Raw genomic sequence first — 13,740 nt, forward strand, 5'->3', positions numbered from 1 at the left:
AAGCGGAACCGGCCTGTACCCGCCCGGACGCTCATGCGGGCCTGAGCCTGTATTTCACTATGAGCTTCGAGAGGTACTGGCGGCTTATGCCGAGTTCCGCCGCGGCCCTGCTCACGCTTCCGTCGTTCCTCGCAAGCGCGTCCCGTATCATCCTTTTTCTGAATGCCTCTCTCGCTTCCGCAAGGCCCATGGGGTTTGCCGTCAGGCTTTCGCCGGTTGTCCGGGACTGGAGTCCCAGGTCGGAAGACGCCAGCTCTTTTTTCGTCGAGAAGACGACGGCGCGCCTCACCCTGTTCTCAAGTTCCCTGACGTTCCCCGGCCACCCGTAGCCTTTCATGTCGTCTATGGCGGCCCTATCGAAGCCGTCGGCGGGCCTGTCGTATTCCCTGGCGAATTTCTTGAGGAAGTAGAGGGCGAGTAGGTGGATGTCCTCGCCGCGCTCCCGGAGCGGCGGGACGACGAGGGTTATGACGCCGAGCCTCAAGGCGAGGTCTTCGATGAACTCGCCGCTGCGGGCCAGCGTTCTCAAGTCCCTGGCGCTCGAGGATATGACGCGCACGTTCACGCTCTCGCGCCTGCCGGTCGAAGGTATTTCAACCGAATGCTCCCTTAGTACGGAAAGGAGCCTTGCCTGGAGGTTAAGGCCGAGCGAGCCGACCTCCTTAAACAAGACAGTCCCGCCGTCAGCCTGCTCGAGAAGGCTTTTCCTCCGCTGGCCGGAAGGAGCGACGCACCCGAAGACTTCGGCCTCAAAAACGCGCTCGGGCGCGCCCTTGCAGTCCGCCGCAAGGAATGGGAGCGCGTGCCGCGACCCGAGCCTGTGCACCGCGCGCGCGACCGTCTCCTTTCCCGTGCCCGGCTCGCCCATGATGAGCGCCGGGATGTTCACCTCCGCTAGCTTCCTTACGGTATGGAAGACCTCCTGCATCCGGCGGCTGAGGCCGATAAGCTCGCCGGGCCAGCCCCCGCCGTCGACTGAGCCCGAGCGCCCCGACTGGCAGTCGTAGGAGTAATAGGCCCGCTTCAGGGTCATCCTGACCTCTTCGATCGATACGGGCTTCGTGAAGTAGTCGAACGCGCCGAGGTCGAGGGCCCTGAAGGCGTTGTCCCTCTCGTCGATACCGGTGAGTATGACGGCCTTGAAGAGCGGGTTGGCCGAGAGGATCTCCCTTATGGCGCGCATCCCCTCGGAAGGGTCGAAAGGGGAGGGGGGCAGGCCGAGGTCCATCACCCCGACAGGGATCGAGCGCTCGGAGGCGGTCTTCAGCGCTTCATTCCTGGAGCCTGCCTCGAAGACCTCGTAGTCCCGGCAGAAGGCCCATTTCATCTGCCCCCTGAACGTCTCGTCGTCGTCGAGTACCAGGAGCCCGGGTTTTACCATTTCATGCCTTGACCACCTGCCCGCCCCTTATGCCGGCAGTGGCGTTCCTGGTGTCCACGACGAGCCTGCTGTTCGAGACTATCCACCTGTAATCGTACGCGGAATGGTCCGTCGCTATGATCACGCAATCGTATTTCTTGATGTTTTTCGCTGAAAGCGGCACGGAGCGGAGCCTCGTGGAGGTCCTGTGGTGGACGGCGATGGGCACGTGCGGGTCGTTGTAGGAGACGTTCGCGCCCTTTGACTTCAGTATCCTTATGAGTTCGAGCGATGGCGACTCCCTCAGGTCGTCCACGTTCTTCTTGTAGGCCACGCCGAGGAGGAGCAGGTTTGAGCCCTTGAGGCTTTTGCCCCTGGAATTCAGGGCCTCCATCACCTTGCCGACTACATAATAGGGCATGTTGGTGTTTATCTCTCCGGCAAGCTCTATGAACCTCGTCGAGAAATCGTATTCCCTTGCCTTCCAGGTAAGATAGAAGGGGTCTATTGGTATGCAGTGGCCGCCGAGTCCCGGCCCGGGATAGAAGGCCTGGAACCCGAACGGCTTGGTGTTCGAGGCCTCTATGACCTCCCAGATGTCTATGCCCATGCGGTCCGAGAGCATCTTGAGCTCGTTAACGAGCGCGATGTTTACGGAACGGTAGATGTTCTCGAGGAGCTTGGACATCTCCGCGACCCTGGTCGAAGAGACGGAAACGACCTCCGAGACGATCTGCGAGTACAGGGCCGAGCCGATTTTCGTGCATTTTTCGGTGACGCCCCCGACTATCTTGGGCGTGTTCTTCGTGGTGTAGTCCATCCTGCCCGGGTCTTCCCGTTCCGGCGCGAAAACGAGATAGAAGTCCCTCCCGGCCTTGAAGCCGTTCTTCCCGAAGAGCGGCAGCAGTACCTCCTCGGTGGTTCCCGGGTAGGTCGTGGACTCAAGCGATATTATCTGCCCGCGCCTGAGGTATCTTGCCACCTGGGTCGCCGAGTTGTATACGTAGCTCAGGTCCGGCTCGCGCTTGTCCGAAAGCGGGGTGGGCACGCAGATTATGACCGCGTCCGTACGCGAGAGGGCGGAGGCGTCGGTCGTAGCGGACAGGAGGCCCGTACGGACGAACGAGCCTATCTTTTCGCGCTGTATGTGCTTTATGTACGAGTTCCCGGCGTTCAGCGCATCGACCTTCGACTTGTCGACGTCGATGCCGGTCACCTTGAACCCCTCTTCGCAGAACCGGAGCATTATGGGCAGGCCGACGTAGCCGAGGCCGATGACTCCTATCCTGGCCTGCTTGCTTTCTATCTTCCTTAGGACGCCGTTATGGTTATCAGCCATGTTTACCCCTTTCGCATGGATTCGAGCCTGTTGTATTTTTTGATGATATGGTGCACCGTCGGCCTGCTTAGGCCGAGCTCTTCCGCGGCCTTGCTTATGTTGCCGTTGTGCTTGAGTATAGCCTTCTGCACGAACCTGACCTCGAGCTCTTCCTTCGCCTTCTTGAGGTCGAGGTGCTGCGGGGCCTCTTCGTCCGGGCCGAAGCCGAGGTCCGAGGACCTTATCATCGGGCCGTCCGAGAACGTCACGGCCCGCCTGATCCTGTTCTCGAGCTCCCGGACGTTGCCGGGCCACCCGTATGAGTTCATGGCTTCTACCGCCTCGGGGCTGAGCGCCTTGGGCCTCGCCCTGTCAGGTACGTATTTCTGGAGGAACGCCCTCGCGAGAAGGACTATGTCCTCTCCGCGCTCGCGAAGCGGAGGCAGGTCTATGTTGACGACAGCCAGCCTGTAGTAGAGGTCCTCCCTGAACCTTCCCTCGGCGGTCATCTTCCGCAGGCACTTGTTCGTGGCCGCGATCACCCTGACGTCTATGCCTATCGAGTCCCTCCCGCCGATGCGCTCGATCCTGTGGTCCTGGAGGAACCTCAAGACCTTTACCTGAAGAAGGAGCGGCAGTTCCGCTATCTCGTCGAGAAAAAGTGTGCCGCCCTGCGCGAGCTCTATCCTGCCGTTCCTCTGTATGTGGGCGCCGGTAAACGCGCCCTTTTCGTGGCCGAAGAGCTCGCTCTCGAGAAGGCTGTCCGGGATCGCGCCGCAGTTTATCGGGATGAAGGGCCGCTGCTTCCTGAGGCTTTGGGCGTGTATCGCCCTTGCGATAAGCTCTTTTCCGGTGCCGCTCTCGCCGCCGACCAGGACGGGCACGTCCGAGGCGGCTACTTTCCTGACCGTGGAGAACACTTCCTGCATCCTGGAGTTCATCCCGAGCACCTCTTCGAAGCCCTGGTTCTCGGCGGCCCCCCTCTGGAGCCTTGAATACTCGTACTCGAGCGAATGCACGTAGACCGCCCGCCTCAGTATTATCTTGAGCTCCTCGATGGCTACGGGCTTCACGAGGAAATCGTGCGCACCGTGCGATATCGCCTTTATCGCCGAGCACCGCTCCTTGTTGCCGGTGATTACGACCACCTTGGCCAGGGGATCGTGCTGGAGTATCCTCCCCAGGAGCTTGAAGCCCTCGCTAACGTCGTTTGTGTAGGGCGGGAGCCCAAGGTCGAGCGTTACGAGCGCCGGGCGGCCGTCCCGAAGCACCTGCATGGCGCATTCCGGGTCGGGCGCAGTAAGGACGTCGAAATCGCCAGCCAGGGCCCAGCGCATCTGGCCCCTGATGGCCTCGTCGTCCTCTATGATAAGGAGTTTCTGTTTCAGCATTTCCATCAGCCCGCGCTTGAGGCAAGCCGCTCGTCGGCATGGAGCGGGAACCTGAGCGTGAAGACAGTGCCGGCCCCTTCCTCGCTTTCCACCTCGATAAGGCCCCCGTGCGCTTCCATGACCGCCTTGCAATGGTAGAGCCCGACCCCGAAACCGTTTTTCTTGGTGGTAGTGAATGGCCTGAAAAGCCCCTTTTCCATGAGGCTTTTCGGTATGCCCGAGCCGGTGTCGGAGATCCTCACGGTGACGAAATCCCGTACGGACTGGAATGACACGCCAATCTCGCCGCCGGCCTTGACCGCTTCGCACGCGTTCATGAGCATATTGAAAAAGACCGTCTCTACCGCGTCGGAGTCCATGCTGCAAAGGGTGCAGACGCCGTTAACGTCTATGCTGATCCGCTCGGCAGCTCCCGAGGGGAGCCTCCCTACGGCGCTTTCCAGGACCGATTTCAGGTCTCCCGGCCTTTTCTCGATGCTCATCTGCCCGCCGCCGCCCGCCATCTTTTCTATAAGCGCCTTCATCCTTGCGACAGTAAGGTCGATGGCCTTTACGGCTTCCTTCTGGAACTCGGGGCTTGCCATGTTCGACCTGGCGTTATGGCTGAGGAGCGCAAGGGAGTTTGTGAAGTTCTTAAGGTCGTGCATCACGAAGGAAGACATTCTGCTGAAGGCGTCTGCCTCCTTGACCTCCAGGAGGTCCTGGCTGAGCCGGAGGTTCTTTATCTGCACCGCGGCCTGCGCCGCCACGGCGCGAAGGAGGTCGAGGTCGTTCCTTGAATAGGGCCGGCCCCCGGCACCCTCGCCGGCCGTGAGGAACCCTATCAGCTCCCTTCCAGCGGCGAGTGGCGCGCAGATTACGGCTCCGGACGAGAGCGACAGGCTTTCGGGCCCATCCGTGCCCATATCGTCGTCCGCAGGCTTGCAATCGGATAGATAGAACGGCGCCCCTGTTGCCAGCATGTGCTCGACGAGCCAGTGCGAATGGGGAATGCGCCTGAACCGCTGCTCGAGTTTCGAGGAGGTGGAAAAGAAGCAGCCCTGCCCCTGGTCATAGAGCCACACGTATACGTTCGAGGCGCCGAGCGTTGCGGAGACCATCTCCGACAGGACCGCCTTTACTCCGGCCGGGTCTGTCCGTGAACTTATCTTCTCCGTCGCTTCGAGCCACCGTTCCTTGTAGTCGTGCCTATTCCTTCCGAGCGCCGCAATCAATCCCGAGTCTTTCGTCCGGCTCTGCACATGCGGGAGGACGGCTGCGGAGAGGGCGGCCAGGACAATGAAGGAGGTAAAATAGTCGCCTGTACCGGCGCCGGCGATCCAGGATACGAGTAGAGAGACAGGTATGCAGACCGCAACCAGAAGGAGGGCCAGGGATTTCCCGAGCCCCGGCCTTGATACCGATATCTCAAGCGTATAAAGCCCGCTGGACGATAACGAGACCGCGATGCGCGCCGCGGCTGCCGCGGCACACGCCGATGTCGCCGCTATTGAAAGCCTCCCGGCGGAGCCGAAGACCGCGAGCTGGAGCGAGAGCAGTGCATATAGCGCACCGAACGCGCCCATGCCGATTGCGATCGAGCTTATCTCTTTCCTGACGCTCCCGCTGAAGGCCCTGAAGGTGCCCTCGATCTGGACAAGAGAGACTACGAGGGCCAGCGCCACGGCCGCCTGGAAGAGAACCCCGCCAGGTCCGGGCTCGAGCCTTCCGTCCGCTATGACCACGGGGCCTTCCGGGAGCGAGACAAGGACAGAGAAGAAGAGGGCCGAGGCGAGGAGCGCCAGGGCAGGGGAGCAGCGGACCAGGGCCCTGGTTTTTTCAACCCTCCCGAAGGCGGCGGCAAAGACGAGGAGCGTTGCCGCGAGGAGGCCCTGGCCGAACGCGAAGAGATGCGCGCCATAGCCCGACATCATCAGCGCCCCCCCGGCGTTAACGGACGCTATCGCAAGCATTGTCGCGAGCAGGGCGGCGACCGCCGGGTTTGCCAGCCCCCTCCCTCTTATCATGAGGAGCCCCGGGACGAGGCTCAGGCCTGCTGCGAGGACCGGTATGACGCGAAGCGGCTCAGCCAAAATGCCATTCTCCCGTGCTCAGGGTGATAAAGGTCACATACCTTCGTTCAGCTCTTTAATACAATGTCGAGCGAAAAAAATGTTTTTGGGAATCCTTTGCTCAGGGCAAACCCCGGGAAACCGGGGGACGCAGAGCAAACGGGACTAAAGAAGACTGGCAACACGCTTCCCGCTCCGTAACTCGCTCACATCAGACCTCCCCAGCTTCCACGTCAGCCGAGCCGCCAAAGGAAAATCCCTTTGGCGTTTTTTTTCAAAAAAACGGGGAGGTAGCAAATGCCTAAGTCAGTAAAGCTAATCTCGCTCTCGGCTGCCGCGGCAATCGCGGTCCTTTTGCTCATTGCGCCGCCTGCGCTGGCGGGCGAGGCAATACTCAAATGGACCGCGCCGAGCACGAACACGGACGGATCGGCTCTCACGGACCTGGCCGGCTTCAAGGTCCACTACGGCACGCAGTCCAAGTCCTACTCGAAGACGCTCGATATCGGCAATGCGGCGGCCTACACCGTCCAGGACCTCGCGGCCGGCAGCACCTATTATTTCAGCGTCACGGCCTACAACTCCGCGGGCAGGGAAAGCGCCTATTCGAACGAGGTCTCGAAGAACATACCGTCCGACACCACCGGCCCTGTACTGACCGGCATCTACTCGACCGACGTCACCCACACGGGCGCAGTCGTGAGCTGGATGACCGACGAGCCGGCCACGTCCCAGGTGGAGTACGGCACGACCTCCTCCTACGGCAGCTCGTCCTCCGTAGACCAGGCCCTTAAGACCGCGCACACCCTGTCGCTCGCTGGCCTCCAGCCCGGCACGGCCTACAATTACAGGGTGATAAGCTCGGACGGGTCCGGGAACAGGACCGCTTCCGGGAATTTCAAATTCACGACGGCGCCTGCGCCGGACACCGCGCCGCCGGTGGTCTCGAACCTCCTTGTAAAGGACGTGACCAGCTCTTCGGCGCTCGTCACATGGACGACGAACGAGCCGGCGACCACGCAGGTCGATTTCGGCCTTTCCGGCGCGTTTACTTCATCGACACCCCTTGACAGCTCCCTCAAAACAGTGCATTCGGTCCTTCTCGAGGGGCTCCAGGGGTACACTGCCTACAGCTACAGGGCCGTCTCGACCGACGCAGCGGGTAATACTGCCGTGAGCGCGGCAAAGACCTTCACGACATCCAACCAGGCCCCGGCCATCAACTCCCTGAGCTCGTCTCCGCTCTCAGGGTCGGCCCCTCTTCAGGTACAGCTCTCAGCCGAGGCTGTGGACGCCGACGGTTTCATCGTAAGCTATGAATGGGACTTCGACGGAGACGGCGTATACGACGCCGATACAGGCTCGGTGCCCTCGACGCCGCATACCTACCAGGCAGCTGGGACCTATTCGCCAAAGGTCAGGGTCAGGGACAACGGCGGCGCCATAACGGTGTCCGAGCCGCTTACCATATCGGTCGCGTCGGCCTCGAACAAGCCGCCGGTAGTCGTCTCGCTCGTCGGTACCGTGTCACAGGAAGGCTCCACGGTCTCCATCAAGTTTGACGTGAAGGCGTCCGACCCCAACGGGGTCATAGTGAAGTTCGAGTGGGACTTCGACGGGAACGGCGTCATAGACGCGGTCACGACTACGGCCCCGGCCAAGTTCTCTTACAGCTCGCCGGGCACCTACAAGCCGGTAGTTAAGGTTACCGACGACCAGGGCGGCACCGCAACCGCGACCACGACAGTGGAGGTACCGTCGGCCTCCCTCTCGGGCGGGTCGTCATCGCCCGCCCCTGAATCCAAGGGCGGCTGCTTCATCGCGACGGCTGCCTACGGAAGCTACCTGGAGCCCGAGGTCATGGTGCTCCGCGAGTTCAGGGACGGGGTGTTGCTGCCGAACCCGATAGGCAGGGCGTTCGTGGACTTCTACTACAGGGTGTCCCCTCCTGTCGCGGACTTTATCGCCAGGCACGAGGTGCTCCGCACCGCGACCAGGACCGTACTGACGCCGATAGTATACGGGGTCAAGCACCCGCTACTTGCGGCCTCGTTCTCGGTATTTGCAGTCGGGGGCGCCTTCTTCGCCGTAAGGAGGAAGCGGGATTAAGCAAGCAGCCACTCAGCCGCAAGGGGTGCCTAGCCGCCCCTTGCGGCTTTTTTTTCGATTTTCATGAGCGCCCACAGAACGACGCCCGCCATGAGGAGCGCAAGCAGGAAGAAAGGGATTCCGCCCCTGGTGTGCAGCGTCCCGTAGAGCATGCGCTCGTCTATATGGTAGCCTGCCAGCGTCAATACGGTAATCCTTATGCCGTTTTTAACGACGGCTATAGGGAAGACAGCAGCCACGAAGGCCAGCCTGCCCGGCCAGGTCCTGAGGAACATGTTCGAGGCCGTCACCCCGGCGATGAAGAGGACGAGGCTGGAGCGTATGCCGCTGCATTCCCTTGCGACCTCGACCGTAAGACCCGGGAGGTGGAAGAAAAGGCCCTCCCGCTCGACCGGAGAGCCGGAGGCGCTCAGGAAGAACCACGCGGCCTCGGCAGAGCCCCTTTGAAGGAATTTTATGAGCGGGTCGAGCGCGGCTTCCGGCACGGGCACCGCGAAAAGGAGAAAAAGGAGCGGAAAGAGCGCCGTCCTTGACGCGTGGCCGCCGAAGACGGTCACGAAACCGCCGATCCAGAAGACGACGGCAGAGAGGACCATAGTTGCCAGATGGAAGCTCCCGCCGTCGGTGAAGAGGCTCCTCCCTGCTATGAATACCGCTGCCCCGGCCAGGAGGACCGGGACGCCGTACAGCGGCCCGTAGGCGGCGGTCGACAGGATCTCCTTCCTTTTCAGGTACATGAGGTAGGCTGTGATAAATGGTATGAGCGTTATGTGCGAATACAGCTCGCTATCCATCGCAAGGCCGTAGAGTCGCGCCAGGTGCTCGGAAAATGCCGCTGCGATGCCGCCGCTGAAGAATACGATGCCAGCCACCCTAGCCCTCGCGCCCGTGCCGGGAGTCTCTCCCGCCGTCCCGCTTTCCACTCTGATGGACACGCCTATCTCTCCGTTTGCGCGCCCGGAAGCTTCAGGCGCTGTTTGAGGTTTGCCTTGTACCTGCCGCCCTTGGCCTTGAACTGCCTCACGACCCACCTAGATATCTGCGCGAAGCAGAGCCCTTTCTCGTACCACCCGAGGCTTGCGCGGTCTATCGCGTGGAACTGCTCGGTAACGAGCTTGCTCTGGATGAACTTGTAGATGTTCTTCCGCGACGAGTCCCACCAGACCGCGATCTCCTTCCTCGGCAATCTCCGGGAGTTTTTCTCGTGGTCCCGTCTCAGAAAGAGGTGCTCTGGAAGCTCATGGAACCTGCCCCTCAGGATGATTTCCAGCAGGAGGACATAGTCGGCGCCGAAATACTTCCCCAGGAGCTGCGTTTCCCTGAGGACCGATGAGCGCATAAGGCCGAATACCGCGTTTGCGAGGTTCACTTTCGTAAGATAGTGGCGCAGGCGCTCGTGCGGCCTGTCGTAGGGTATGTGGAGCCTGTCGTCGTACTTCCCTATCTCCTTGCCGGTCTCGTCTATGAGGACGGTCTTCGGGTAGCAGAGCGCGACCCTGGGCTCGGCCTCCAGTAGTTCAAGGCATCTTTCCAGAAGGAGCGGCGAGCAGACGTCGTCGTACGCCGCCCACTTGAAGTACTCGGCGCGCGAGAGGCGGAAGACGCGGTTGAAGTTGTCGGCGGCCCCGAGGTTGCGCGCGTTCCTGTGCAGCCTTATCCTCCGGTCGCGGGCGGCGTACTCCGAGCATATGTCGAAGGTCGAGTCCGTCGATGCGTTGTCGGAGATGACGAACTCGAAATCATTGAAGGTCTGCCCGAGTATGGATTCGATCGAGTGCCTCAAATACCGCTCGGCGTTGTAGACGGGCAGCCCTATGCTTACCTTGGGGGTCTTTCCCATTCCATTCCCTTTTTCATGCGCAGAGGATGCTGCACGCAAGCCCCATCTCCTTTACCATCTGCCATATTTCGCTTATGTAGTTCGGGTTCATTACTATGATGATGTCGGGCGAGTACTCCCGGACGAACTCGGGCGGCTCGATCCCCTGCCCGGTGCCGGGTATGTACTTGCCGTGCTTGTGCGGGTTTATGTCTATAACGTGGCTTATCTGGCCGGTAACGCCTAGCGCGTTCAGGAACGACACCCCTTTGGAGCCGCCGCCCCAGAGGACGGCCTTTTGTCCCTTGACGCGTATCCTCTCGAGCTCGCTCTTCCACGCGAGTATCTTGCCCGTGTACCTCCTCGAAAAGGCGGCCACCGCGGTCTTCAATTCAGCCAGGCTGAAACCGGGCGCGGGAGACCCGGCCTCATCCGTCCCGAAGGACGGGAAGGCCTCGGCGCAGAGGAACTGGCCCTCGAACGACTCCTCGATGCTGACGGCCTTGAAGCCTGTAAGCGAAAGGAGCGCTGAAAGGGAGATGGCGCTGAAGTAGGAGCAGTGCTCGTAGATAATGTCCCAGATGGCGAGCTCCCTGAAGGTGTAGAGTATGTTCGGGACCTCGAGGAAGACAACGGTCTCGCCCCTGCCGTTGACGACCTTTCTCATCTTCTCCAGAAACTCCCTCGGCGTCTCGATGTGCTCGAGCACCTGGCGGCTGCATATGAGGTCGCCCTTGTAATCTGAATACTGCTCGGAATAGAGGTCTTGTATGAAGACGACCCTGTTGTCCCTGTTCTCCATCCTTTCATGTATGTAGCTCGCATCGAAGCCGACTCCCCTGTTCCCGCCGAGCTCGCTAAGGAGCACCAGGAAGTCGCCCTTGCCGCAGCCTATCTCTATGATGTCCTTGCCGTAGAGGTTGAATTTTTCAATGAGCTTTACGGCGAGCGACCTCGCGTAGTCCTGGAAAAAGGGCGAGAAGTGGAGCGAGTTCTCGTATTCCTGCGTGTATTTTACCGCCTCGGGGTCGAAGGCCGTGTTGAAGATGTGCCCGCAGCCGCTGCAGAACCCGAGTTTTATATCGCCCCTCCGGGCCCTGAGCGCGCTTTCACGCGTGTGCCACAGGATGTTGCAGTGGACCGGCATGCCGGTCATCTCCGCGAAAACGGAGACGCATCCCGACTTGCAGACCGGACATGTGTTTTTGCCGCCTTCCATGTGCTGATTACACCGTAAGGACCTCTGCGAAATGGCCGAGCCTCTCAAGTTCCATTACTACCTCGCTTTTGTAGACGGGGTTCATGAGGATCACGGCATCGGGCCTGTACCTGGCGGCGAACCCGGGCGAGACTATCTCGTGGCCCGTTCCTGCCATGAAGGTGCCGCATCTCCTGGGGTTGACGTCGACCACGTACTTTATCTCGTCGGTTACGCCGAGTGTCGTGAGGAAGGCGACCCCCTTTGAGCCCGAGCCCCAGAGGACTGTCCTGTACCCGGATTTCCGGAATTCCCTGAGCTTGTGGCGCCAGAGCGCCGTCTTCTGGATGACGTTCTCCGAAAAAAAGTCCACTGCATTCCTGAGCTCATCCGGCTCTTCCTCTATGGGCAGGGCAGGGGGAGGTGGGGTGGCCTTTCCGGAGGACGGGACGGCCTCGAGGAAAAGGTACTGGCCGCCGTAGCCCCTTGTTATGCCGGTCACCTCGAAGCCGGAAGCCCTGAAGAGCCTTCCGAGCGACCCCGGGCTGAAATACGAGCAGTGCTCGTAGTAGACGTCCCAGAAGGCGAGCTCCCGGAGGACCCTCGTCACGTCCGGGACCTGGAAAAACACCCGGGTCTCCCTTTTCCCCAGCGCCTTCCGTATTACGGAGATGAACTTGGCCGTCTCCCCGATGTGCTCGAGCGTCATCTTGCAGACCATGAAGTCGGCGGGCTCGTCCGAGTATTTCTCCGAGTAGAAGTCCTTTACGAACGAGACCCCCGGCGGGCGCCCGCCGCGCTCTTCCCTGAACGCGGGGTCGAAGCCCTTCCCGGTATTGCCGCCGAGCTCGCAGAGGAGATCGAGGAATTCGCCCTTGCCGCAGCCTATCTCGAGGATGTGCTTGCCCCTCAAGCCGTGCCTTTCGACAAGGTCCGAGGCCAGGCGGCGCGCGAAATCGTTATAAGTCTCGGAAAACCCCTGGGTCTCCTCGCACCTTTCGGAGTACTCCTGCAGTTTGTGCTGATAGGAGCTGTTCCATATGAAGCCGCACCTTGCGCAGAACGCGAGCCGTATCTCGCCTCTGGGGTATTCTGCAGCCGCCTCCCTGGTGGCAAAAAGAAGCACCGAGTGCACGGGGGCGCCGCTGAGCGAATAGAATTCGAGGGTCTCGGCGGACCCGCAGCCCGGGCATCCTGCCGTGCCGGGCGCTGGCAGGGCGGGCGCCATATGAGCGTTCAGGCTCTCCATCATCTCTCCTTTTTCAGGTTACCTTCCATTCCGGTATCGGCACTATGAACTTGCCGCCGGCGGCCCTGTACTCATCCTGCTGGCTTATGATCTCCCGGGCGAAGTTCCATGCGAGTATGAGCACGTAATCTGGCCTCTCTTCCAGAAGTTTTTCAGGACGGAAGATGGGGATGCGCCTGCCGGGCATGTAAAGCCCCTGCTTGTGGACGTTCCTGTCCACCACGAAGTCTATGAAGTCCCTGCCTATCCCGGTATAGTTGAGGAGTGTCGCTCCTTTTGCAGCGGCCCCGTAGGCGGCGATGCGGTTTCCGCCGTCCTTGAGTATCTTGAGCATGAGCCTCAGGCCGTTTTTGATGTTTTCAGCCTTTATGGCGAAATCGTTATAATAGGAAAATCCGTCCACCCCGTCCTTTTTCTCCTCGTCGAGAAGGCCCCTTGCCGATGCGTCGGGCTCGTCCCTGAGGCCTATGTAGAGCCGGAGCGAGCCGCCGTGGATGGGTATCCTCCTTACGGAATTGAGAAAGAGCCCGCGGCTCCGGAGCAGACGGTCGACAGACGTTACGGAGAAATAACAGAGGTGCTCGTGGTAGATGGTGTCGAACTCGCTTTTATCTACGAGGTCCCTTACGTAGGGGACCTCGATTACGGCGACCCCCCCGTCGTCAAGGAGTATCCTTACGCCGTCGAGGAAGCTCCCGGAGTCCGCGACATGGGCAAGCACGTTGTTGGCGATTATGACGTCCGCCCTTTTCCCCATGCTTCGGAGCTTGCCTGCGAGCTCGGCGTTGAAAAACCCGCAATGGGTGGGCACCCCGGCCCTCTCGGCAGCCTCTGCCGGGCCTTCGGCAGGGTCTATGCCGAGGCATGGTATGCCGTTTTGAACGAAGTTTTTGAGGAGATATCCGTCGTTCGAGGCTATCTCAACGACAAGGCTTTCCGCGTCGAGCCGCCTCGTATTGATAAGCTCCAACGCGTTCTCTCTCGAGTGCCTGAGAAGCTCGTCCGAAAAAGACGAGTAGTAGGGGTACCTCCTGCAGAAGAGCTCCTCGGGCGGCACCGTCTCGAGTATCTGCACGAGCGCGCAGTCGCGGCAGAAGACGGCTTTGAGCGGGTACTCGGGCTCCGGGCGTTCGAGCTCCTCTTCCGTGAGGAGCGCGTCCGCGAGCGGCGTTGTTCCGAGGTCAAGAACCGTCTCGAGCCTGACCCCGCCGCATGAGCGGCATGCTGAGGCCTTTTCGTTCATTT

Annotated in this window: 10 protein-coding genes and 1 riboswitch; of the genes, 1 reads left to right on the forward strand and 9 read right to left on the reverse strand. The window is 60.8% G+C overall.

The window, feature by feature from the left end; translation table 11 throughout:
• Positions 1-31: 31 nt before the first annotated feature.
• The 4 genes from QY316_06000 to QY316_06015 are packed head-to-tail and all read right to left on the reverse strand — an operon-like array spanning position 32 to position 6,141.
• Positions 32-1,381 (reverse strand): sigma 54-interacting transcriptional regulator, encoded by a 1,350-nt coding sequence (locus QY316_06000; protein WKZ33947.1) that lies wholly within the window; start codon positions 1,379-1,381, stop codon positions 32-34.
• Position 1,382: 1 nt separating this feature from the next.
• Complete coding sequence (locus QY316_06005) at positions 1,383-2,699, reverse strand: nucleotide sugar dehydrogenase (protein ID WKZ33948.1); 1,317 nt, start codon at positions 2,697-2,699, stop codon at positions 1,383-1,385.
• A 2-nt stretch (positions 2,700-2,701) separates the two neighbouring features.
• Positions 2,702-4,075 (reverse strand): PEP-CTERM-box response regulator transcription factor, encoded by a 1,374-nt coding sequence (gene prsR, locus QY316_06010; GenBank protein ID WKZ33949.1) that lies wholly within the window; start codon positions 4,073-4,075, stop codon positions 2,702-2,704.
• Positions 4,075-6,141 (reverse strand): ATP-binding protein, encoded by a 2,067-nt coding sequence (locus tag QY316_06015; protein WKZ33950.1) that lies wholly within the window; start codon positions 6,139-6,141, stop codon positions 4,075-4,077. The genes prsR and QY316_06015 overlap by 1 nt, the downstream gene beginning before the upstream one ends.
• Before the next feature lie 94 nt (positions 6,142-6,235).
• Positions 6,236-6,370, forward strand: a riboswitch (cyclic di-GMP riboswitch).
• Between the two features lie 47 nt (positions 6,371-6,417).
• Here QY316_06015 and QY316_06020 point away from each other — a divergent pair.
• Entirely contained in the window at positions 6,418-8,229 is a 1,812-nt protein-coding gene (locus QY316_06020; protein ID WKZ33951.1) for a CFI-box-CTERM domain-containing protein, read from the forward strand.
• Between the two features lie 29 nt (positions 8,230-8,258).
• On the opposite strand, the gene QY316_06025 is transcribed toward QY316_06020, so the two are convergent.
• The 5 genes from QY316_06025 to QY316_06045 are packed head-to-tail and all read right to left on the reverse strand — an operon-like array spanning position 8,259 to position 13,738.
• Entirely contained in the window at positions 8,259-9,164 is a 906-nt protein-coding gene (locus QY316_06025; protein WKZ33952.1) for an exosortase/archaeosortase family protein, read from the reverse strand.
• 2 nt (positions 9,165-9,166) lie between these two features.
• Positions 9,167-10,069 (reverse strand): glycosyltransferase, encoded by a 903-nt coding sequence (locus QY316_06030; GenBank protein WKZ33953.1) that lies wholly within the window; start codon positions 10,067-10,069, stop codon positions 9,167-9,169.
• A 13-nt stretch (positions 10,070-10,082) separates the two neighbouring features.
• Entirely contained in the window at positions 10,083-11,267 is a 1,185-nt protein-coding gene (locus tag QY316_06035; protein WKZ33954.1) for a class I SAM-dependent methyltransferase, read from the reverse strand.
• A 7-nt stretch (positions 11,268-11,274) separates the two neighbouring features.
• A complete protein-coding gene (locus QY316_06040; GenBank protein ID WKZ33955.1) occupies positions 11,275-12,498 on the reverse strand; it encodes a class I SAM-dependent methyltransferase in 1,224 nt (407 codons plus the stop codon).
• A gap of 10 nt (positions 12,499-12,508) precedes the next feature.
• A complete protein-coding gene (locus tag QY316_06045) occupies positions 12,509-13,738 on the reverse strand; it encodes a class I SAM-dependent methyltransferase (protein ID WKZ33956.1) in 1,230 nt (409 codons plus the stop codon).
• Positions 13,739-13,740 lie beyond the last annotated feature (2 nt).

The organism is Thermodesulfobacteriota bacterium (assembly GCA_030583865.1).
GTDB lineage: Bacteria > Desulfobacterota > GWC2-55-46 > GWC2-55-46 > GWC2-55-46 > UBA5799.